Raw genomic sequence first — 21,404 nt, 5'->3', positions numbered from 1 at the left:
GTTAACCCTTATCAGACTCAGAGTCGTGATCTAGCTGTGGATAACGGCTGTGGAAAGCGGCCAGGCTGTGGATAACTCTGTGGACCACCGGGCCGGTCGGTGGATCTCCGGCCGGCCCGGGCACGCGTCCGTCAGATGTCCAGGAACCGCACGTCCTTGGCGTTGCGCTGGATGAACGACCGGCGCGCCTCGACGTCCTCACCCATCAGGACGCTGAACAGCTCGTCCGCGGTGGCGGCGTCGTCGAGCGTGACCTGGCGCAGGGTGCGGGTGGCCGGGTTCATCGTGGTCTCCCACAGCTCCGGGTAGTTCATCTCGCCGAGACCCTTGAACCGCTGGATGTCGTCCGGCTTGGCGTTGGCCTTCTTCTGCTGACGCAGCGCGATCAGCCCGTCGCGCTCCCGGTCCGAGTACGCGTACTGGGCGTCGTCGCCCTTCTTGTTCCACTTGATCTTGTAGAGCGGCGGGGCGGCCAGGTAGACGTGGCCCAGCTCGACCAGTGGCCGCATGAAGCGGAACAGCAGGGTGAGCAGCAGCGTCTGGATGTGCTGACCGTCGACGTCGGCGTCGGCCATCAGCACGATCTTGTGGTAGCGCAGCTTCTCGATGTCGAAGTCGTCGTGGATGCCGGTGCCGAGCGCGGTGATCAGCGCCTGGACCTCGTTGTTCTTCAGCACCCGGTCGATCCGGGCCTTCTCCACGTTCAGGATCTTGCCGCGGATCGGCAGGATCGCCTGGGTACGCGGGTCGCGGCCCTGCTTCGCCGAGCCGCCGGCCGAGTCGCCCTCGACGATGAAGACCTCGGACTCGCGCGGGTCGGTGGACTGGCAGTCGGCCAGCTTGCCCGGCATCGAGCCGGACTCCAGCAGCGACTTGCGCCGGGCCAGCTTGCGCGCCTGCTGGGCGGCGATGCGGGCGCGGGCGGCCTGGGACGCCTTGGTGATGATGATCTTCGCCTCGGCGGGGTTGCGGTCGAACCAGTCGACCAGCGACTCGTTGCAGACCCGCTGGACGAAGCCCTTCACCGGGGTGTTGCCCAGCTTGGTCTTGGTCTGCCCCTCGAACTGCGGGTCGGTCAGCTTGACCGAGATGATCGCGGCCAGACCCTCGCGGATGTCCTCCCCGGAGAGCCGCTCGTCACCCTTGAGCAGCTTCTTCTCCGCGCCGTAGCGGTTGACCACGCTGGTCAACGCGGCCCGGAAGCCCTCCTCGTGGGTGCCGCCCTCGTGGGTGTTGATGTTGTTGGCGAAGGTGTAGACCGACTCGCCGTACGACTCGTTCCACTGCATGGCGATCTCGGCCGACATGCCGGTCTCCTCGGCCCCGAACTCGACCACCGTCTTGTGGATCGGGCTCTTGGAGGCGTTGAGGTGCCGGACGAAGTCGGCGATGCCGCCGTCGTAGTGGAAGGTGACCTCGCGGAGCTTGCCGTCCTCGTCCTCCGGCACCCGCTCGTCGAGCAGGTGGATGGTGAGGCCGCGGGTGAGGAAGGCCATCTCCTGGAGGCGCCGGTAGATGGTGTGGAAGTCGAAGTCGACGGTCTCGAAGACGTCCGGGTCGGGCCAGAAGGAGACCGCGGAGCCGGTCCGGTCGGTCGGCTCGCCCTTCTCCAGGGGCGTCGGCTTCGACTGGTTGTAGCGCTGCCGCCAGACGAAGCCGTCCTTGTGGATCTCCACCGCCATCCGGGTGGAGAGCGCGTTGACCACGGAGACGCCGACGCCGTGCAGACCGCCGGAGACCGCGTACGCCTTGCCGTCGAACTTGCCGCCCGCGTGCAGCACGGTCAGCGCCACCTCGACGCCCGGCTTCTTCAGCTTGGGGTGCAGGTCGACCGGGAAGCCCCGGCCGTTGTCGGTGACCCGGACGCCACCGTCGGCCAGCAGCACCACGTCGATGGTGTCGCAGTAGCCGGCCATGGCCTCGTCCACCGCGTTGTCGACGACCTCCCACACCAGGTGGTGCAGACCGCGCTCGCCGGTGGACCCGATGTACATACCGGGCCGCTTGCGGACCGCTTCCAGGCCCTCCAGCACGGTGATGGACTCGGCGCCGTACTTCTTGTTGTCCTCCGCTGCCACGCTCGGCCACTTTCTCGCACCGGCCGCGCGTGGGCGCGGGGCGCGGGTTCGGCGGACAGGACGCGACGTCGGCGTGCCCGGGCCGCCCCCGGGATCACCAGGTCACGGATCGTGTACGCCGGGCGCCGCGGTTGCCCGCGGATCGCGATCGGCTCGGACCCGATGCGGCACAATGATCAAGGGCCCTGGGGGCCCATGTCGGTCGCTCCGTGTCGGGTCTTTCGTCTCGCCTCCAATCTTACTGTGCGCAGCCGACCAAACCGCCACTCGGCACCCCTGGAGAGGCGGCTGAGAATGCCGTAGCCGGACGAACCTCGCTGCCCGCGACTCCCCCTACACGCCACCGACGCCGTGCCGTGCCACCGGCCACCGTGACCGGTCCGGGTCCCCGGGTCGGTCACCTGTGGTTCGCGGACCGGGGGTCGCGGCGGAACGCGACGTGCCGTACCTTTTGCGACGCCGCCGTTGCGGTCTTGATCTTTCGCGCCCGGACCGGGGACCATCGCTGAGATGGTCCGACAGACGCTTGGTGAGAGGTGACGCCAGATGGGGCTGGACAACGTCGCGGTGCACTGGCCGCGTACCGGCCGCTTCTACGATCCGGTCGCACCGGCCGAGTTCGTGGACTTCGGCGAAATCGTGGACGTGCCACGCATCTCCGCCCCGACCGCCGCGCTCGCCGAGCTGATCGCGAAGACGGGCACGGTGCGGGCCACCGCGTACACCGAACTGGTCGACCTGATCCTCGGCCTGGAGAATGTGCTCTACGCCACGGAGAACGCGGCCGAGGACGAGGACCCCGTGATCGACCCGGACGGCTGCTCCTGGATCGCCGAGGGCGTGGAGAAGTTCGTCGCCCGGCACCGACCGCACGGCGAGGCGGTGACGTTCGAGTCGGTCAGCGAGGTGCTGCGCGCACTGCTCGGTGACGGGCGGCTGGCCGAGCAGCAGCTCCGCTGGCTGGAGAGCCGGCTCGACAAGCTGCGGGACGACAGCGGCGATCCGCCGCAGTGGAACTTCACCTGCGCCGAGCTGAGCGTGCTGGCCGCGTTCTACCGGCGCTGCGCGGAGCGCGGCTTCGCCGTCTACGCCGACGTCTGAGTCGCCCGGTCAGCCGTAGGTGTCGCGCGGTCCACGGCCGCGCACCCGACGCGGGCCCCGCGACCAGGACGGCGCGGCCGGGCCGTGGATGTGCAGCTTGCGCACCACGTTGTGGCCGACCTCGCTGGCGATCTGCTTGAGCAGCGAGCCGGCCAGCAGCCGCAGCTGGGTGGCCCACGCCGTCGACCGGGCCTCCACGGTCAGCTCGCCGTCCTCCAGCTTCACCGGGCGGCTGTGCTGGGCGACCTCCGGGCCGACCACCTTCTCCCAGGCGCCGAAGACGGTCGCCTCGGCGGCCGGCTGCTGCCAGCCCCGCGCCTTGACCAGCTTGTCGAGCACCGCGCCGAGCGGCTGCGGGTCGCGCGGATCCGGGCCCGGCCCCGAGTAGCCGCGCAGCCGCTTCTCGCCGTCGCCGCGGACCGCGCTGCGTCGTCGGGTGCCGGCCGCGGCCTGACGCTTGGCCTTCGCCGCGTCCAGCACCGCCCGGGCCAGCTCCGGCCCGGCCGCGCCCTCCGGCGCCGCGCCCGGCTCGCCGCCCGCCGGCTTCCCCGGAGTACGCGCCGCGGCCCGCTCGCCGCCCGTCGGCTTTCCGGGGGTACGCGCGGCGGACTCGCCCCGCCCCGCCCGTGCGGCCGTCCCACCGTCGCGCCCCGGCCCGAGCCGCGCGGGCGGCAGTCGCACCTCGCCGTCATCCGGCACGTCGCACCGTCCCCTCGCCGACCGTGTAGCGGGCACCGCGCAGCGTCACCGGCACGTCGTCGTCCACCGCGCAGGTGACCAGGAGCTGGCTGGCGCCACCGACCAGCTCGGCCAGCCGGTCCCGCCGGCCGGTGTCCAGCTCGGCGAAGACGTCGTCCAGCACCAGCACCGGCTCGATCCCGTCGGCGCGCAGCAGGTCGTACCCGGCCAGCCGCAGCGCCAGCGCGTAGGACCAGGACTCGCCGTGGCTGGCGTACCCCTTGACGGGCAGCGGACCGAGGGCGAGGGCCAGGTCGTCGCGGTGCGGGCCGACCAGCGTGGTGCCGCGTTCGATCTCGGCGGCGCGGCTCGCGGCGAGCGCGGCGGTCAGCGCCTCGACCAGCGCCGGCCGGTCGGCGGCCGGATCGGGCAGGTCGACCGACGGCCGGTAGGTGATTCCGGCCGCGCCCCGCCCGGCCGCCACCGCGTCGTACGCCTTGGCGACGTGCGGGGTGAGCGCGGCGACCAGTTCCAGCCGCCCGGCGAGCAGGTCGGCCCCGTGCTGCGCGAGGTGGGCGTCCCAGACGGCGAGCGTGGACAGGTCGCCCCCGCGTGAGCCGCCGGTCTTGCGGGCCAGGTACGCGGAGCGCAGCAGCGCGTTGCGCTGCTTGACCACCCGCTCGTAGTCGGCGCGGACACCGGCGTAGCGCGGCTGGCGGGTGACCAGCAGGTCGTCGAGGTAGCGGCGGCGTTCGGCCGGGTCGCCGCGGACGAGTTCCAGGTCCTCCGGCGCGAAGAGCACCAGCCGCAGCGCGCCGAGCACGTCCCGGGCGCGGCGGGCCGGGGACCGGCCGAGTCGGGCCCGGTTCGCCTTGCCCGGCACGATCTCCAACTCGACGAGCAGTTCCCGACCCTCGTGCACCACCGCGCAGCGGATCACCGCTGCGGTGGCGCCCATCCGCACCAGCGGGGCGTCCGTGGCGACCCGGTGCGAGTCCAGGGTCGCCACGTAGCCCAACGCCTCGACCAGGTTGGTCTTGCCGACGCCGTTCGCGCCGACGAGCACGTTCGGACCCGGCTCCAGGTCGACGCCGACCCGCTCGTACGAGCGGAAGTCGACCAGTTCGAGCCGGCGGACGTACACAGCCTGTGGATACCGGTCAGCGCTTGTGGACGGCGTGCCCGCCGAACTGCTGGCGCAGCGCGGCGACGGCCTTCAGGGCGGGTGACTCGTCCTGCCGGGAGGCGAACCGGGCGAAGAGCGCGGCGGTGATCACGTTGAGCGGCACGGCGAGCCGGACCGCCTCGTCGACCGTCCACCGGCCCTCGCCGGTGTCCTCGGTGTAGTCGCTCAGCTCGGCCAGCTCCGGGTCCTCGTCGAGGGCCCGGTCGAGCAGGTCGAGCAGCCAGGACTGGACGACAGTGCCCTTGCGCCAGGACTTGACCACACCGGGGACGTTCGTCACGAGTTCGGACGCCGAGAGCAGCTCGAAGCCCTCGGCGTAGGCGTGCATCAGGCCGTACTCGATGCCGTTGTGCACCATCTTGGCGTAGTGGCCGGCGCCGACCGGGCCGGCGTGCACGAAGCCGAACTCGCCCTCGGGCCGGAGCGCGTCGAAGATCGGCATGAGCCGGTCGACGTGCTCCTGCGCGCCGCCGACCATCAGGCCGTAGCCGTTCTCCCGGCCCCAGACGCCGCCGGAGACGCCGACGTCGACGTAGCCGATGCCGTGCTCGTTCAGGCGCTCGGCGCGCGGGGCGTCGTCGCTGAACCGGGAGTTGCCGCCGTCGATGACGATGTCGCCCTCGCCCAGCACGCCGGCGAGCTCGTCGATGGTGGCGTCGGTGACGCCGGCGGGCACCATGACCCAGACCGCGCGGGGTGCGTCGAGCTTCTCGGCCAGCTCCGCGAGGCTCGCCGCGTCGCTGAGCTCCGGGTTGCGGTCGTAGCCGACCACCTCGTGCCCGGCGGCGCGCAACCGTTCGCGCATGTTGCCGCCCATCCGGCCGAGTCCTACCAGGCCGAGCTGCATGTGCTGCTACCTCCGTACGTCAGGGTGGTGCTACCGGCGATCAGCGGGACACGCGGATCGGCATGATGAGGTACCGGTACCCCGGAATGACCTCGCCATCCTCGCCGGCCGGGGAAAGGACCGCAGGCTTGAAGGCGTCGACGAAGCGCAGCAGGGCGAACTGGGCGCCCAGGTTCGACAGGCCGTCGATCAGATATTGCGGGTTGAAGCCGATGGTGAGCGGGTCGCCGCTGAAGGTGGCCTCCATGGCCTCGCTGGCCCGGGCCTCCTCGGTGCCGCCGGCCTCCACCACCAGGCCGTCGGAGCTGAAGCTGAGCAGCACCGGGGTGGTGCGCTCGGCGACCAGCGCCACCCGCTTGACCACCTCGATGAGGGTGGCGACCGCCACCCGGGCCTCGGCGTTGTGGTCGGCCGGGAACAGCGACCGCACCGGCGGGTAGTTTGCGCCGTCGAGCAGGCGGCTGGTGGTCCGGCGGGTGCCACCGGAGAAGCCGATCATGCCCTCGCCGGCGCCGCCGGCGGAGAGCGCCATGGTGACGTGGCCGCCGAGCGGGCCGAGCGCCTTGGCGGTGTCGTTGAGCGTGCGGGCCGGCACCAGCGCGTTGAGGCTGATCTCCGGGTCGTCCGGGTGCCACTCCATCTCCCGCAGCGCGAGGCGGTAGCGGTCGGTGGCGAGCATGGCCATGGTGCTGCCGGACAGCTCGATCCGGACGCCGGTCATCATCGGCAGCGTCTCGTCGCGGCCGGCGGCGACGGCCACCTGGGCCACGGCGGCGGCGAAGGCGGCGGCGTCGACGGTGCCGGCGCTCTCCGGCATCTCCGGCAGGGTCGGGTAGTCCTCCACCGGCATGGTGGGCAGCGTGAAGCGGGCACTGCCGCAGACCAGCTCCAGGTGGGCGCCGACGGCGGCGATGTCCACCGGCTTGGCCGGCAGCGCCTTGGTGATCTCGGCGAGCAGCCGACCGGAGACCAGGGCCGCGCCGTCCGCGTCACCCTGCACCTCGACGGTCACCTGGCTGGAGACCTCGTAGTCGAAGCCGGAGACCTGGAGGTTGCCGTCGGTCACCCGGAGCATCACCCCGGCCAGCACCGGCACGGAGGGTCGGTTGGGCAGGCTCTTGGCGGTCCACGCGACCGCCTCGGCGAGCGCGTCGCGCTCCACTCGGAACTTCATCAATGCCTCCGCGTCGACGTCAGCGACAACTCTCTCATGCCGACCGCTGCCACCCGTCCCGCCCGACCGTGCGGGTACCCATCGCACCTTAGGGCGCGTGGGCATCGGCTGTGCGCCCGACCCCGTGGATCCAGGTGCCCGGTCGACTGCCGACGGCAGCGCTCCGGCCCGATCCACAGGAAGTCCAACGGTGATGATTGGTTTTTGTTGTTTAGAAGAGATAACTCATCGTCTTCATCGCACCTGTGCAAACTGTGGAGAACTTACGTCTGCCCAGGTCAGACCCGTTATCCACCGGTGGCTTTGCTGTGGAGAACCAGGGGGAAAACTCGTGTCCCGGTCCACAGGCCCCGCCGGCTGCCGGGTTTTCCACCGCTGTCCACCGGTTGTCCACCGGTAATCCACCGGTTTTCTCCCCAGTGCTGTGGACAACGCGAACGGCTCCGACCCCCGTCATCCCCAGAACCTTCAACAGGCTGCCCACAGGCGGACCGTCGCCGGTGGACAACGCCCCGGTTGTCCCCAGGCGTCCACAGGCTCGTCCCCAGGAGTTGTCCACAGTCTGTGGGTAACCGGCCACGTGCACAGGGTGGTTGTCCACCGCCTGTGACACAGGGGGTGTGGACAACCGGTACGAGTTGTGGACAACCACGACGCCGATCCTGGGCCCTCCACCGGGTCGAGGGTCAACCAGCGGGGGGCACGGACGGCCGGAGCGCCGCCCGGAGCGCCCCGGCGGGTACGAAGAAGCCCGGCCGGAACGTCGTCCGGCCGGGCTTGTCGTGACGGGTACGAGACGAGCGTCTCAGGTGTTCTGCTTGATCCGGTTGGTCAGCTCGGCGATCTGGTTGTAGAGCGAGCGCCGCTCCGCCATCTGCTGCCGGATCTTGCGATCGGCGTGCATCACCGTGGTGTGGTCGCGCCCCCCGAACGCCTGGCCGATCCGGGGCAGCGACAGGTCGGTCAGCTCCCGACACAGGTACATGGCCACCTGGCGGGCGTTGACCAGCACCCGGGACCGGGAATGGCCGCGCAGGTCCTCCAGGCTCACCCCGAAGTACTCGGACGTGGAAGCCATGATCTGGTCGGCGTTGATCTCCGGTCCGGCGCCGTCCGGCATGAAGTCCCGCAGGACCTCCTCGGCCAGCGACAGCTCGACCGAGGACCGGGTGAGGCTGGCGAACGCGGTGACCCGGATCAGCGCGCCCTCGAGTTCCCGGATCGAGTTGGACACCCGCGAGGCGATGAACTCCAGCACGTCCGGCGGGGCGTACATCCGCTCCTGCGCCGCCTTCTTCTGCAGGATCGCGATCCGGGTCTCCAGGTCCGGCGGCTGGATGTCGGCCAGCAGCCCCCACTCGAACCGGGTTCGCATGCGGTCCTCCAGCGTGGCGAGCTGGCGCGGCGACCGGTCGGAGGTGATCACGATCTGCTTGTTGGCGTTGTGCAGCGTGTTGAAGGTGTGGAAGAACTCCTCCTGGGTCCGTTCCCGGTTCTCCAGGAACTGGATGTCGTCGATCAGGAGGATGTCCACGTCCCGGTAGCGGCGCTGGAACGCGCTGGTCTTGTCGTCCCGCAACGAGTTGATGAAGTCGTTGGTGAACTCCTCGGTCGAGACGTACCGGACCGAGCGGGCGTTGCCCAGCGTGGTGGCGTAGTGCCCGATGGCGTGCAGCAGGTGGGTCTTGCCCAACCCCGAGTGGCCGTAGATGAACAGCGGGTTGTACGCCTTGGCCGGCGACTCGGCCACTGCCACGCTCGCCGCGTGGGCGAAGCGGTTGGACGAGCCGATGACGAACGTCTCGAACATGTACTTCGGGTTCAGCCGGTTGCCGCCGCTCTCCACGCCGCCGGGCAGCCGGCGGTCGGCCTGCCCGCCCGGCCGGTGGTGGTCGGGGGCGCCCCGGCCGGGACCGTTGTCGGTGGCGCCGTCGCGGGGCAGTCCGCGCAGCGGCGTGGAGTCGACCGGTCCCGGGGCCTCCCGGTAGCGGGGCTCGTACCCGACCGGGTCCGGGACGGGCGGCGCCAGGTCCGGGCGGTCGTCGAAGGAACGGCGATCGGGGGCGGCGCGCAGCGGCTCGACGAACGCGGCGCCGAAGAGCGTGTCCTGTGCGTCCCGGCCGGCCGGGATCAGGTGGGGCCGACCGCCGTCCGTGGTGCGCTGGCGGGGAGCGGGCTCCTCCATCGGATGCTCCGGCCGGGTGTCCGCGTACTGGGGCTCCGGGCGGGGAGCGGGATAGGCCGACGAGGGCGGTGGGCCGGTCCGGTCGAACCCGGGGAGCAGGTCGGCCGCGCCGTCCCGGTCGGGGAGCGGCTCCGGGCCGCTGCGGTAGACCGTGCCGGCCGGTCGCCCGCCCGGATCCTCGGCGACGCGCACCGTGACGGCCACCTGGATCGGCCGGCCGAGCCGGCGGCTCAACGCCTCGGTGATGGCCGGGCGGAGCCGGGACTCGATCACGTCCCGGGTGAAGGCGTCCGGCACGGAGAGCAGTGCGGTGTCCTCGACGATCGCCCGGAGCCGGGTGAGCCGGAGGTACGCCCGCTGCTGCGCGGAGATGATCTCGTCGGCGAGTTCCTCGGTGGCCGCCGCCCACACCGCGGCAAGGTCTGTCGCTCCGGTCACGTCGTGCCACCCCCTCGCCTGATCCTCACGCCCGCCCGGACGGCTGACCGGTCGTCATCCACAAGTTATCCACAGCCTGTGTACCGACCGATTGTGGCCGCCCACCGGACGCGGGTCGGACCTGCCCCCTGATTCGCGGAGGCGCTGAAGCGGGTTCACCGTGCCGAACGATTCAACAGCTTGTCCGGTCTTGCCGGTCGGCGACAAACCCGGGCTCCCGACGCCGACCGCAATCGCGCACGCTAACAGCGGGAACCCCGCGCCATCAACCGTCGACACCCGGGAGGCGGTGACGACATCAGTGGAAACGGCCCCGCCGACCGTCGTTCCGGCGCAGGTCGGGGGCCGGCGGGTGAGGTTTGACGGTCATTGTGGTGCTGCGTAGGCTGGAGCGGATGCTCTCTCGCCCTCTGCTAGGGTGATGGATGCTCGTTGCCCGTGGCCACCTCCCCGCACGACCGGGGGCCGGCTCACCGGGCAGCGTCGATCAGCGGTCACCGTCGAGGTGATCTGGACCAGCACAGGACCCCGGGCGATCCGCCGCGCGGGGCGTACGACAACGGAGAGCCTGACGTGAGCAAGCGCACCTACCAGCCGAACAACCGCCGGCGCGCGAAGACCCACGGCTTCCGGCTGCGCATGCGCACCCGTGCCGGCCGCGCCATCCTTTCGACCCGTCGCGCCAAGGGCCGCACCCGCCTGGCGGCCTGAGGCCGACCGGTCCGGTACGGGGACGTGGGCAGTCGTGCTGGCCGCCGCACAGCGACTGCGGCGCAGTAGCGACTTCGCCGCAGCGGTTCGTGGTGGCCGACGCGTCGGCCGCGGCGCCGTCGTGGTTCACCTGACGCTCCCCGGGCCGGCCGACGCCACCGCGACACCCTCGCCGGAGCCGGCGCGCAGCGGTGCGGAGACCTCCGCACCCCGCCGCGCCGGCTTCGTCGTGTCCAAGGCCGTCGGCGGCGCGGTGGTGCGCAACAAGGTCCGCCGCCGGCTGCGGCACCTGGTCCGGGAACGCCTGGCCGAGTTGCCCGCCGGCACCACCCTGGTGGTACGCGCCCTGCCTCCGGCCGCCGACGCGGCGTACGCCCGACTCGGGGCCGACCTGGACGCCGCCCTCGCCGCCGCTCGCGCCCCCCGGGGACGGCGGTCGCGATGAGCGGTGGCACCGCGACCCCATCGCCGACTACCGGTGCCCGCATGCTGCTGGTACCCATCATCGCGTACCGTCGGTGGATAAGTCCGGCTCTGCCGGCCCGCTGCCGGTTCTACCCGTCGTGCAGTGCCTACGCCGTGGAGGCGGTGTCCCGGCACGGTGCGCTGCGGGGAGCCTGGCTGACGGTCCGGCGGCTGTCGCGCTGCCACCCCTTTCACCCAGGTGGACACGACCCGGTGCCGGAGCCGGGCGGACGCCGCCGTGCCGACGTGACTGGAGCCTGAGAATTGAGTCTCGACTGGATCTACTACGCGATCTCGTGGATCCTGCTGACCTGGCACTCGGCCTGGGACGCCATCGGGGTGCCCGTCGGCGCGGTCATCGGCACGAACTGGGCCTGGATCCTCGCCATCATCTTCCTGGTGGTGACCGTCCGGGTGATCCTGTTCCCGGTCTTCGTCAAGCAGATCAAGTCGCAACGGGCCATGCAGGCGCTCCAGCCGAAGGTGAAGGAGCTCCAGGAGAAGCACAAGGGTGACCGGGAGACGCTCCAGAAGGAGATGATGGAGCTCTACCGGAAGGAAAAGGCCAACCCGCTGATGGGCTGCCTTCCGATGTTCCTCCAGATCCCGGTCTTCCTGGGCCTGTTCCACACTCTCAAGCGGCTCAACCCCACGAACCCGGGCAAGACGCTCTACGGCTGGACCGCGGACCAGTTCAACAGCGCGTCCAGCGCGAAGCTCTTCACCGCCCCGATCTCCGGCCGGTTCGGCTCCACCGCCGCCGACCTGGCCCCGCTGGGCGCGAACACCGGCACGGTGAAGCTGATCGCCGGCGTCCTGGTGCTCATCATGATCGCCACGACCTACCTCACCAGCCGGCAGATGATCCTCAAGACCGGCTGGGCGGAGGACCCGCAGCAGCGCATGGTGCAGCGGCTGATGCTCTACGGCATCCCGGTCTCGCTGCTGGTCTCGGGCTCGATCTTCCCGATCGGTGTGATCATCTACTGGGTCACCAACAACCTCTTCACGCTCGGCCAGCAGCAGTGGGTGCTGCGGAAGTTCCCGCCGCTGGTGCCCCCGAAGAAGGCCACCGCCGGCAAGACCACCGCCCAGCCGGCCAAGACCGGCGGTCTGCTCGGCCGCAAGGCCGCCCAGCCGGTGGCCAAGGCCCCCGCCGCCGCGCCGAAGGTGGCCGGCCCCAAGCCGGGTGCCAAGCCGACCAACCCGAAGAAGGGCGGCAGCCGCCCCGCCAAGCGGCAGGGCTGAGCCCACCGGGCCACCGCCGCGACCGGCGGTGGCCCTCCGGTCCCCCGAGCAGCCACCCGAGGAGTCGGCGCCGGGCCGGAACCACCGCGCGACGCGCGATCACGGGCGAGACTGGCCCGTACGGACGTGCCCGAGGGCATCCGGCGAACCTCCCGCCGGCCCCCGGGAGACAAGCGGACCTCGACGGTCCGGCCGAGCGAGTACGGAGATGAGACCGTGACCGACACCAGCATCCCCAGCGCCGACCAGTCCGTGGACGACGACAACCCCGCGGCTGACGCCACCGAGACCGAGGAGGCCCCGGCCGGGACCCGGGAGAAGAAGGCTCCGGCCGACAGCGACCTGTTCCGGCAGAGCGAGATCGCCGCCGACTACGTCGAGGGTCTGCTGGACATCCTCGACTACGACGGCGACATCGACGAGCTGGTCTCCGGCGGCCGGCCGGTCGTCGAGGTGGTCGGCGGCCGACTGCAGAGCCTGGTCGGCCAGCGCGGCGCCACCCTGGAGGCGCTCCAGGAACTGGCCCGGCTGGCCGTGTTCCGGCAGACCGGCACGCCGAGCCGTCTGCTGCTCGACGTCGGCGGCTACCGGGCCGCGCGGCGCAAGGAACTGGCCGCGGTCGCCAAGAACGCGGTCGAGAAGGTCAAGGAGCACGGCGAGTCGGTGCGCCTGGAGCCGATGTCGGCGTTCGAGCGCAAGTGCGTGCACGACGTGGTCAACGCGATGAGCGGTGTGGAGAGCGAGTCCGAGGGCGTGGAGCCGAACCGCCGCATCGTCGTCCGGCCGGTTACGGACTGAGGTCAGTGGTCTCCGACGACACGACGGCGGACGCCGTGGCCGGCCCGGGTGGTACGCCGCCCGGGCCGCCGGCTGTGCGGCCCGACGCGACTCCCGACCCGTTCCGCGCCGACCCGACGTACGCGTCCGGGGGTGCGGCCGACCCCGAGTTCTCCGGCGAGCCCGCGGAGGTGGACGGCGTCGAACCCGCCGCCGTCGAGGTGACACCGACCTTCTCCGGCGAACCGCCGGCGGAGGCCGAGCCCGTGGGTTCCGACGCCCCGGCCGGTACGGTCGCCCCGATCTTCGCCGAGCCGGACGTGGTGGCCGCACCGGCCTTCGCGGAACCGGCGGACGTCACCGAGCCGTCCATGCCGGACGCGCCCGCCGTGGTGGCGGCGCCCGATCCGGCCGACGCGACGCTGCCGCCGGACCTGGCGGAAGCCGCGCGTGCGCTCTTCGGCGACCGGCTCGACCTCGCCGCCGCGTACGCCGAACTGCTGGCGACGGAGGGCGTGCTCCGGGGCCTGATCGGGCCCCGCGAGACGCCACGGCTCTGGGACCGGCACCTGCTCAACTGTGCCGTGGTGGCGGAGCGGATTCCGGAGGGCGCCAGCGTGATCGACGTCGGCTCCGGTGCCGGGCTGCCCGGCCTGGTGCTCGCGATCGCCCGGCCGGACCTCACCGTCACCCTGGTCGAACCGCTCGCCCGGCGGGTCTCCTTCCTGATCGAAGCGGTGCAGCGGCTCGGGCTGACCCGGTCCGTCCGGGTGTTCCGGGGGCGGGCCGACGAGGCGGCGGCCGGTTCTCGGGACCGCGACCCGATCTCCGCCGACATCGTCACCGCACGTGCCGTCGCCCCGCTGGACCGGCTCGCCGCCTGGTGCCTTCCGTTGACGGCTCCGGGTGGCCGGTTGCTGGCACTCAAGGGCGCCTCCGCGGCCGAGGAGATCACCGAGCACGGCGCCGCGGTGGCCCGCCTCGGCGGCGGTGAGCCCACGCTGCACCGCTGCGGGACCGGGCTGATCGAGCCGGCGGCAACGGTGGTCGAGGTGGTCCGGGAACGGGTGGTCAACCCGAAGAAGCCGAAGGCGCCGAAGCGCTCGCGTGGCGGTCGTCGACGCGGTGACCGGAATCGGGACCGCTGATCGGGCAAGGCTTTCCGGACGCCCGGCCGATCGTTGGACCCCAGGGGACGTGACCGGATCGATCACAACCCGACATGGACCCGCCACGCCCGTCGGCCGTAGGCTGACCGCGCGTCGATAGTGTGGAGCGGCGGTGCCGGGCGGCACCCGACCCGACCGTTCTCGCCGGCCGGTGACACCGCGCACAGCGGAGGCCCGATCGACGATGCGGACCGACCATCCGGAGCGGGTAGGGATGACAGGTGCATGACGACGGCAGGTACGACGATCCACGGCTGACCGGCGCCGGCGGGCGAGCCTCGGACGGTTCCGTTTCACGTGAAACCAGCTACCAGGAGTGGGCGGTGGACGATCCCCGAGACGTATCCCCGCACCATCCCGTCGACCCGGCCCGCCGACCGCAGGCACCGGCGACGGGTGCCGTACGGCCGGTCTCGTCCGCACCGGCCAATGTGCCGCCGACCCGTGAGCCGCACGACCCGAGCGACGGACCGGTGAACGCACCGGCTCCGCGACCGGCGTCGGCGCGCGCGAACGTCGCGATCCCCGCCCGTTTCGAACCGCAGCCACCGGTGTCCGCCGTACCGCACCAGCCCACCCCCGAACCCGTGGAGGCGACGGCGACACCGGCCGACACGCCATCGGTCTCGGGCTACCCGGACGAGGCCGCGGCCAACACGTACGTTTCACGTGAAACCCCGACGCGCGAAGAGGATGACCCACCGTTGGCTATGGAGGCGATGCGCGCCGTGCAGATCCTGAATCCCAGTGGCGAGGTCAACATGCCCCGCCCCGACCGGACCCGGGTGATGTGCGTCGCCAACCAGAAGGGTGGCGTGGGCAAGACCACCACCACCGTGAACCTGGCGGTGGCGCTCGCGCTGCACGGCAACCGCGTGCTCGTGGTCGACCTCGACCCGCAGGGCAACGCGTCCACCGGGCTCAACGTGCCGCACCACACCGGTGTGCCCGACGTCTACGACTGCCTCATCGACAGCGTGCCGCTGGAGGAGGTGGCCCAGGCGGTCGAGGGCATCCCCAACCTGTGGTGCGTACCGGCGACCATCGACCTGGCCGGCGCCGAGATCGAGCTGGTCTCGGTGGTCGCCCGGGAGTCCCGCCTGTCGCGCGCCATCGAGGCGTACCCCGGGCACTTCGACTACGTCTTCATCGACTGTCCGCCCTCGCTCGGCCTGCTGACCGTCAACGCGTTGGTGGCCGCGCAGGAGGTGCTGATCCCCATCCAGTGCGAGTACTACGCGCTGGAGGGCCTCAACCAGCTGATCAACAACATCAACCTGGTACGGCAGCACCTCAACCCGAAGCTCGACGTCTCCACCATCCTGCTGACCATGTACGACCGGCGTACCCGGCTGGCCGACGCGGTGGAGCAGGACGTCCGGAACCACTTCGGGGACAAGGTGCTCCAGGCCGTCATCCCCCGCAACGTTCGTGTCTCCGAGGCACCCAGCTACGGCCAGTCGGTGATGACCTACGATCCCGGATCGCGGGGTGCCACGAGCTACTTCGAGGCCGCCCAGGAGATCGCTGAGCGAGGGGTCAAGGAGCCGGTGAGCCGGAATGCGTAGTGCGGAGAAGTCGCTGGGAGGCGTCGCATGAAGAACCGTCCCCGCGGCGGTCTGGGCCGGGGACTCGGTGCCCTCATCCCCACCGGGCCGGCGCCGAGCGCCGACCCGCCGGAAGTCGATGAGGTATCCGTCCCGACGGTGGCCATGCCGGCTCCTCCCGTCACGGACCCGACCCCTGCCCTGGCCGGCACGGTCGGCGGCCGCGCGGCTCCGGCCGCCGAACCCGAGTTCGAGCTGAGCCCGGTGCCCGGTGCCCGCTTCGCCGAGATCCCGGTCGACTCCATCGTGCCGAACCCGAAGCAGCCGCGGCATGTCTTCGACGAGGAGGCGCTGGAGGAGCTGAAGACCTCGATCCAGGAGGTCGGCTTTCTCCAGCCGATCGTGGTTCGGCAGCTCGACGGTGAGAAGTACGAACTCGTCATGGGTGAGCGGCGCTGGCGTGCCGCCCAGGCGGTCGGCCGGGAGAGCATCCCCGCCATCGTCCGGGAGACCAAGGACGACGCGATGCTCCGGGACGCGCTGCTGGAGAACATCCACCGCGCGAACCTGAACCCGCTCGAAGAGGCGGCGGCCTACCAGCAGTTGCTGGAGGAGTTCGGGGCCACCCACGAGGAGCTGGCGCGTCGGATCGGGCGCAGCCGCCCGCAGATCTCCAACACCATCCGGCTGATGAACCTCCCCGGAGCCGTCCAGCGGCGGGTCGCCGCCGGGGTGCTCTCCGCCGGTCACGCCCGGGCGCTGCTCAGCCTCGACGACGGCGAGGCCCAGGAGAAGCTCGCCACGCGGATCGTCGCCGAGGGTATATCGGTACGCGGCACCGAGGAATTGGTGGCTCTGGCGCTGGCTGACGGGCCGGCGAAGCCCCCGGCGGCCAAGCGCCGGACCAAGGCGCACGCTCCCGCGCTCTCCGATCTCGCCGATCGGCTCTCCGACCGGTTCGACACCCGGGTGAAGGTCGACATCGGCCGGAGCAAGGGCAAGATCACCATTGAGTTCGCGACCGTCGACGACCTGGAACGGATCGTCGGCCTCATCGGGGTGGGCCAGGAGGAGCAGCCCGAGGAGTGAGTCCCCGTTTCGGTCATCCGGCCGCATCCCCTTCCAGGGGGTGCGGCCGGCGGCCTTTTCCGGCGCGATCCGATCCATCCGCGGGACCTGTCCCGCGCAGCGCGGTGTGCCTGCGACGACTGCCTCCCGCCGAATCGACGCGAGGGCGCGGTTTCACGTGAAACGGCGGTCTCGCACCCGACCTGGGGATGCGGAACAGGTGTCGATCGGATTGGTGCGGTGTCGATGCCTCGGCGGCACGGCCACACCCGACGTCCTGCGGAGCGGCTGTCCCACACGTGCTCCGCTAGCGAGACGCGCTGCCTGGACGGGCCGGCGGCGGGTGACCGCCGCCGGCGCTACCGAGCTGATGGCCGAGATGACTCACCCGTCCGACCGTGGAGCGTGGCGTAGCGGAATGAGCCTTGGCACCGGGAGCACGGCGGCGGGGCGGTCGGACCGGTCGGTCGGTCGTGCCGGACGGCGGTGCGACGATACGGCCCGCTGAGGTCGCCGGGCCGGGCGAGCCCCGCGTCGGGGCGACTCCACCCTCCGGCGGAAGCGCGCCGCGGCGAAGTCGACCACCGGGGCGGTCGGCGTGCGCGACGCCTGATGCTCAGCATCGGCACCGGGCTTGCCGAGGCGGTCGCAGGACCGAGCTGAGCGGCACGAACGACGCGCCCCGAGAGGGGGCGGCAGTGACACGCGGTGCCATGGCCGCTCCACGCGATCCACGGCGGCCCGGTGGCCCCTCACGACGATCCATGGCTAACCGGGTCCGCGCGCCGGCCAACGTGGGCTCGATCCGCGCGCCGGCCATCGCGCGCCGGCCATCGCGCGCCGGCCATCGCGCGCCGGCCATCGCGGGCCCGATCCGCGCGCCGTCACCCCGAGGCGATCGGCCGCCAGCTTCGCCAAGCCGATAAGTCGTCGATCGGCGCAGGCCGCCCGACTGAGCGTAAACGAGCCCCACCCCGGCTTTGACGCCAGCGGGAGTTGTCGTCGCCGGCTTATCGCCAAGCCCCCTGCTCGGTCCCGTTTCACGTGAAACCGGTGGGCGGCCTGACCCGGCCATTCCCAGCCGAGCGGGCGGCCAACCTCCGTCCGTTGGAGCGTGCGCTCCGTTTCACGTGAAACGGGCGGCAACGCCGAGCGATGGGTGCCCGACGGGCCGCTGCGACCCCGCCCTCCGATCGTTGTACGGGAGGGCAAGCGGTGGGTGCTGCGCGGCAATAGTTATCCACAGCGGTTGTCCACAGGCTCACTCCGTTTCACGTGAAACAACACACGGAAACCCTTGCTGAGCTGTGGATGACGCGCTGTGGTGACGACCTCGCCGCCCTGTGGACAACGTGGTGGACAACGCGCTGTGGATCGTCGTGGAGGGCCCGGCTCCGGCGGGAACGGGGAGGGACAGGCGTCGCCAACTCCGTTAGGGTCAGCGTCGTGCAGGACACCCCTCCCTCAGTCCCGGACTTCACCCAGTGGCCCTCCTTCCCCTTCGAGGGCGAGCTCCGCGTCAAGCAGCTCGACGATCCCGTACCGGTCGAACCTCCCCGTCGGGGCGAGGAGGACCGGGAGTGCACCGCCTGCAACGCGCCCGACGAGGCGTACATCTGGGTCGGTGAGCGGTGGCGGGTCCGCACCATGGACCGGCCCACCGGCCTGCCGATGGTGCTGATCCTGGAGTCCCGCTCCCACCTCGACCTCGGTGACCTACCGAATCTGCTCGCCGCCGAGCTGGGGGTGATGACCGTCCGTCTGGAGCGGGCCATCCGCTCCTTGGACGGGGTCGCCCGGGTGCACGTCAACCGCTGGGGCGACGGGTCGGCGCACCTGCACATGTGGTTCCTGGCCCGGCCGTACGGGCGGCTGCAACTGAGGGGCACGTTCCTGTCCCTGTGGGACTCGATCCTGCCGCCGATCTCCGAGGAGCAGTGGCGCGAGAACCTCGCCATGGTGGCCGCGTGGCTCGCCGAGTTCGGTGGCCGACCGCTCGCGGAGCCGCCGCGCATCCGGTGGCAGGCGCCGTCGAGCCTCTCGTCGCCGCCACCGACGAGCACGATCGAGGAGCCCGACGAGGAGACGGCGTCGGTGATCGAGGCGGCGGACGAGATCCCGGAGGCCGAGCCGGTGGCGGCCGAGGACACCGACGAGGCCGCGCCGGGTCGCGCGGACGACGAGGCGTCCGCCACGCCTCGCGCGCAGACGCCTGACGACGAACACCGCGACGAAGGCGGCGAGCCCGGGATCATCGACGACATGCCCACGGCCGGCGACGGTGGCACCGGGGCGGCCGGGCCGACCCGGGAATGAGGTGGGCGCACCGCGGTGCGCCGGCTGACTCAGCTCAGCGACGGCGGGCGGCGGCCCGGCCCACCAGCGTGCCGAGGACCCGACCGAAGTCGAGCCCGGCGGCCTGGATCGCCAGCGGCAGCAGCGAGGTCTCCGTCATCCCGGGCGAGACGTTGACCTCCAGCACGTGCGGCCGGCCCGACGCGTCGACGATCAGGTCGACGCGGGACACGTCCCGCAGGCCGAGCGCCGTGTGGGCGGCGAGCGCCACGTCGGTCACCTGTGCGGCCGTGGCGGCGTCGAGCCGGGCGGGCGCGTGCCAGGTGGTACGCCCCGCCGTGTAGCGGGCCGCGTAGTCGTAGACCCCGTTGCGGGGCACGATCTCGACCGGGGGCAGGGCCTGTGGGCCGTCGCCCAGGTCGAGCACGGACACCGCCACGTCCATCCCGGGCACGTAGCGCTCCACCAGCGCCGTCTGGTCGTACGCGAAACAGCCGACCATCGCGGCCGGTAGCGACGCGGCATCCCGGACCACGGCGGCGCCCAGCCCGGACCCGCCCTGCGCCGGCTTGACCATCAACGGCAGCCCGAGGCGGTCGACGATCCGATCCAGGACGGCGACCGCGCCCAGCTCCGAGAAGCGGTCGTGCGGCAGCGCCACCCAGTCGGGCGTGGGGATGCCGGCCTCGCGCAGCACGGCCTTGGCGGACGGCTTGTCCCAGGCGAGCCGGGAGGACCGGGCGTCGCAGCCGACGTAGGGCGCGTCACAGAGGTCGAGCACGCCGCGCAGGGAGCCATCCTCGCCGGTGGCGCCGTGCAGGGCGATCACCACCGCGTCCGGCGGGTCGGCGGCCAGCGCGGGCAGCAGCGCGACGTCGGCGTCCCGCAGCTCCGCCTGCACGCCGACCGCGCGCAGCGCGTCGAGCACGCGACGCCCGGACCGGAGGGAGACGTCCCGCTCGTAGGAGAGACCGCCGGCGAGGACGAGCACGTGCAACTCGTCGGCGGAGTCGGATCCGGTCACGGGTGTCGGTGCGGCAGGGCTGACGGCCATGCGGGCATCATGCCAAGTCGGGACCGGGCGCGTCGGCGCCGCCCTGACGTCGGCGTGGCCCGGCGTTGCCGACCGCCCCGAAGACCTTCCGCATGGCGATCTCCTGCTCCATCACGCCGGCCAACCGGCGCACGCCCTCCCGGATCCGCTCCGGCGGCGGGAAGGAGAAGTTGAGCCGCATGTTGCCGGTGCCCGTGCCGTCGGCGTAGAAGCCGGTGCCCGGCACGTAGGCGACCCGGGCGGCGACGGCCCGCGGCATCATCGCCTTGGAGTCGAGCCCGTCCGGGAGGGTGGCCCAGACGAAGAGACCACCGGCCGGGGTGGTCCAGGTGGTGCCCGCCGGCATCAGGTCGGCCAGCGCGTCGAGCAGCGCGTCCCGACGCTCGCGGTAGACCTCCCGGTAGATCTTGAGCTGCTCCCGCCAGGGCATCGTGCCGAGGTAGGTCGAGACGGCGGCCTGCGCGAAGCCGCTCGGGCAGAGGATCTGCGCCTCGCTGGCGATGACCAGCTTGTCGCGGACCGCGTGCGGGGCGAGGATCCAGCCCACCCGCAGCCCGGGAGCGAACGTCTTGGAGAACGTGCTCAGGTAGAAGACCCCGTCGCGCCGCCGGGCCCGCAGCGGCGCGGGCGCCTCCCCCTCGAAACCGAGCTGACCGTACGGGTCGTCCTCCACCACGAGCAGACCGGCGCGCTCGCAGATGTCGAGCACCCGCTCGCGCCGCTCCTCGCTCAACGTCACGCCGGCCGGGTTCTGGTAGGTCGGGATGGTGTAGAGGAACTTCACCCGCCGGCCGGCCCGGGCCAGGTCGGCGATGGCCACCTCCAGCGCCTCCGGGATCAGGCCCTGGTCGTCCATCGGCACGTGCGTCACCTGCGCCTGGGCGGCCTGGAACACCCCGAGTGCGCCGACGTACGTCGGCCCCTCGGCGAGCACCACGTCACCCGGGTCCAGGAAGAGCCGGGCCACCAGGTCGAGCGCCTGCTGCCCGCCGACGGTCACCACCACGTCCTCCGGGGAGGCGCCGCAGGACGCGTCGATCCCGGAGAGGGACATCACCTCGCAGATCCGCTCGCGCAGCTCCGGGGTGCCCTGGCCGATGCCGTACTGGAGGGTGGTGGTGCCGTGCTCGGCGCCGAGCCGGCCGAGCATCTCGCCCACCGCGTCGAGCGGCAGCGCGGCGATGTAGGGCGCCCCGCCGGCGAGCGAGACGACCTCCGGCCGGCTGGCGACCGCGAACAGCGCCCGGATCTCGGAGGCGGTCATGCCCCGCACGCGGCGGGCGTACCGGTCGGTGTAGTCGTCGAGCGTCGTGCCGGTCATGACATCACCTCGGTCGGGTGTCGGCGGGGCTGCCGCCCGGTGTGGTACCCGCGATGCCGGCA

The 21,404-nt window shown here is 71.9% G+C and carries 18 protein-coding genes; 10 read left to right on the top strand and 8 right to left on the bottom strand.

The window, feature by feature from the left end; all coding sequences use genetic code 11:
* Positions 1-131: 131 nt before the first annotated feature.
* Positions 132-2,078: a DNA topoisomerase (ATP-hydrolyzing) subunit B gene (gene gyrB / locus ACH495_RS00880; protein WP_343444277.1), complete on the bottom strand. Its 1,947-nt coding sequence runs from the start codon at positions 2,076-2,078 to the stop codon at positions 132-134.
* 546 nt (positions 2,079-2,624) lie between these two features.
* Between gyrB and ACH495_RS00875 the strand changes: the two genes are divergently transcribed.
* Entirely contained in the window at positions 2,625-3,179 is a 555-nt protein-coding gene (locus ACH495_RS00875; protein ID WP_396855712.1) for a hypothetical protein, read from the top strand.
* 9 nt (positions 3,180-3,188) lie between these two features.
* On the opposite strand, the gene ACH495_RS00870 is transcribed toward ACH495_RS00875, so the two are convergent.
* From ACH495_RS00870 to dnaA, 5 genes are all read right to left on the bottom strand, one after another.
* Entirely contained in the window at positions 3,189-3,878 is a 690-nt protein-coding gene (locus ACH495_RS00870) for a DUF721 domain-containing protein (protein WP_396855711.1), read from the bottom strand.
* Positions 3,868-5,001 (bottom strand): DNA replication/repair protein RecF, encoded by a 1,134-nt coding sequence (gene recF, locus ACH495_RS00865; protein WP_396855710.1) that lies wholly within the window; start codon positions 4,999-5,001, stop codon positions 3,868-3,870. Before recF ends, ACH495_RS00870 begins: the two co-directional genes overlap by 11 nt.
* A 16-nt stretch (positions 5,002-5,017) precedes the next feature.
* Positions 5,018-5,890: a phosphogluconate dehydrogenase (NAD(+)-dependent, decarboxylating) gene (gene gnd, locus ACH495_RS00860; protein WP_396855709.1), complete on the bottom strand. Its 873-nt coding sequence runs from the start codon at positions 5,888-5,890 to the stop codon at positions 5,018-5,020.
* 40 nt (positions 5,891-5,930) lie between these two features.
* Positions 5,931-7,064: a DNA polymerase III subunit beta gene (gene dnaN / locus ACH495_RS00855; protein ID WP_396855708.1), complete on the bottom strand. Its 1,134-nt coding sequence runs from the start codon at positions 7,062-7,064 to the stop codon at positions 5,931-5,933.
* A gap of 805 nt (positions 7,065-7,869) precedes the next feature.
* Positions 7,870-9,687, bottom strand: coding sequence for a chromosomal replication initiator protein DnaA (dnaA, locus tag ACH495_RS00850; RefSeq protein ID WP_396855707.1), 1,818 nt, complete (start codon positions 9,685-9,687; stop codon positions 7,870-7,872).
* A gap of 573 nt (positions 9,688-10,260) precedes the next feature.
* Here dnaA and rpmH point away from each other — a divergent pair.
* The 9 genes from rpmH (at position 10,261) to ACH495_RS00805 (ending at position 18,988) form a co-directional block, all read left to right on the top strand.
* Positions 10,261-10,398 (top strand): 50S ribosomal protein L34, encoded by a 138-nt coding sequence (gene rpmH, locus ACH495_RS00845; RefSeq protein WP_091061882.1) that lies wholly within the window; start codon positions 10,261-10,263, stop codon positions 10,396-10,398.
* A gap of 34 nt (positions 10,399-10,432) precedes the next feature.
* Positions 10,433-10,843: a ribonuclease P protein component gene (gene rnpA, locus ACH495_RS00840; RefSeq protein WP_396855706.1), complete on the top strand. Its 411-nt coding sequence runs from the start codon at positions 10,433-10,435 to the stop codon at positions 10,841-10,843.
* A gap of 41 nt (positions 10,844-10,884) precedes the next feature.
* A complete protein-coding gene (gene yidD / locus ACH495_RS00835; RefSeq protein WP_233220212.1) occupies positions 10,885-11,124 on the top strand; it encodes a membrane protein insertion efficiency factor YidD in 240 nt (79 codons plus the stop codon).
* A 3-nt stretch (positions 11,125-11,127) separates the two neighbouring features.
* Positions 11,128-12,111 (top strand): membrane protein insertase YidC, encoded by a 984-nt coding sequence (yidC, locus tag ACH495_RS00830; protein WP_396855705.1) that lies wholly within the window; start codon positions 11,128-11,130, stop codon positions 12,109-12,111.
* A gap of 216 nt (positions 12,112-12,327) precedes the next feature.
* Positions 12,328-12,909 (top strand): protein jag, encoded by a 582-nt coding sequence (locus tag ACH495_RS00825; RefSeq protein ID WP_396855704.1) that lies wholly within the window; start codon positions 12,328-12,330, stop codon positions 12,907-12,909.
* A gap of 350 nt (positions 12,910-13,259) precedes the next feature.
* Positions 13,260-14,036, top strand: coding sequence for a 16S rRNA (guanine(527)-N(7))-methyltransferase RsmG (rsmG, locus tag ACH495_RS00820; RefSeq protein WP_396856483.1), 777 nt, complete (start codon positions 13,260-13,262; stop codon positions 14,034-14,036).
* 242 nt (positions 14,037-14,278) lie between these two features.
* The gene (locus tag ACH495_RS00815; RefSeq protein WP_396855703.1) at positions 14,279-15,625 is read left to right on the top strand and encodes an AAA family ATPase; all 1,347 of its coding nucleotides are present in this window, start codon (positions 14,279-14,281) and stop codon (positions 15,623-15,625) included.
* Positions 15,626-15,652: 27 nt separating this feature from the next.
* Positions 15,653-16,693, top strand: coding sequence for a ParB/RepB/Spo0J family partition protein (locus ACH495_RS00810; RefSeq protein WP_396855702.1), 1,041 nt, complete (start codon positions 15,653-15,655; stop codon positions 16,691-16,693).
* Between the two features lie 1,425 nt (positions 16,694-18,118).
* Entirely contained in the window at positions 18,119-18,988 is an 870-nt protein-coding gene (locus ACH495_RS00805) for a hypothetical protein (protein ID WP_396855701.1), read from the top strand.
* A gap of 34 nt (positions 18,989-19,022) precedes the next feature.
* On the opposite strand, the gene ACH495_RS00800 is transcribed toward ACH495_RS00805, so the two are convergent.
* Positions 19,023-20,021 (bottom strand): D-alanine--D-alanine ligase, encoded by a 999-nt coding sequence (locus ACH495_RS00800; RefSeq protein WP_396855700.1) that lies wholly within the window; start codon positions 20,019-20,021, stop codon positions 19,023-19,025.
* A gap of 7 nt (positions 20,022-20,028) precedes the next feature.
* Entirely contained in the window at positions 20,029-21,342 is a 1,314-nt protein-coding gene (locus ACH495_RS00795; protein ID WP_396855699.1) for a PLP-dependent aminotransferase family protein, read from the bottom strand.
* Positions 21,343-21,404 lie beyond the last annotated feature (62 nt).

This window comes from Micromonospora sp. NPDC018662, assembly GCF_044391475.1.
GTDB lineage: Bacteria > Actinomycetota > Actinomycetes > Mycobacteriales > Micromonosporaceae > Micromonospora.
This window is presented reverse-complemented; position numbering and strand designations above follow the sequence as displayed.

Bases quoted from the DNA above. Each gene is read 5' to 3' on its own strand.
- ACH495_RS00800 (WP_396855700.1), bottom strand. From the start codon at position 20,021: ATGGCCGTCAGCCCTGCCGCACCGACACCCGTGACCGGATCCGACTCC.
- dnaN (WP_396855708.1), bottom strand. From the start codon at position 7,064: ATGAAGTTCCGAGTGGAGCGCGACGCGCTCGCCGAGGCGGTCGCGTGG.
- ACH495_RS00875 (WP_396855712.1), top strand. From the start codon at position 2,625: ATGGGGCTGGACAACGTCGCGGTGCACTGGCCGCGTACCGGCCGCTTC.
- gnd (WP_396855709.1), bottom strand. From the start codon at position 5,890: ATGCAGCTCGGCCTGGTAGGACTCGGCCGGATGGGCGGCAACATGCGC.
- rsmG (WP_396856483.1), top strand. From the start codon at position 13,260: ATGCCGGACGCGCCCGCCGTGGTGGCGGCGCCCGATCCGGCCGACGCG.
- ACH495_RS00810 (WP_396855702.1), top strand. From the start codon at position 15,653: ATGAAGAACCGTCCCCGCGGCGGTCTGGGCCGGGGACTCGGTGCCCTC.
- yidD (WP_233220212.1), top strand. From the start codon at position 10,885: ATGCTGCTGGTACCCATCATCGCGTACCGTCGGTGGATAAGTCCGGCT.
- ACH495_RS00795 (WP_396855699.1), bottom strand. From the start codon at position 21,342: ATGACCGGCACGACGCTCGACGACTACACCGACCGGTACGCCCGCCGC.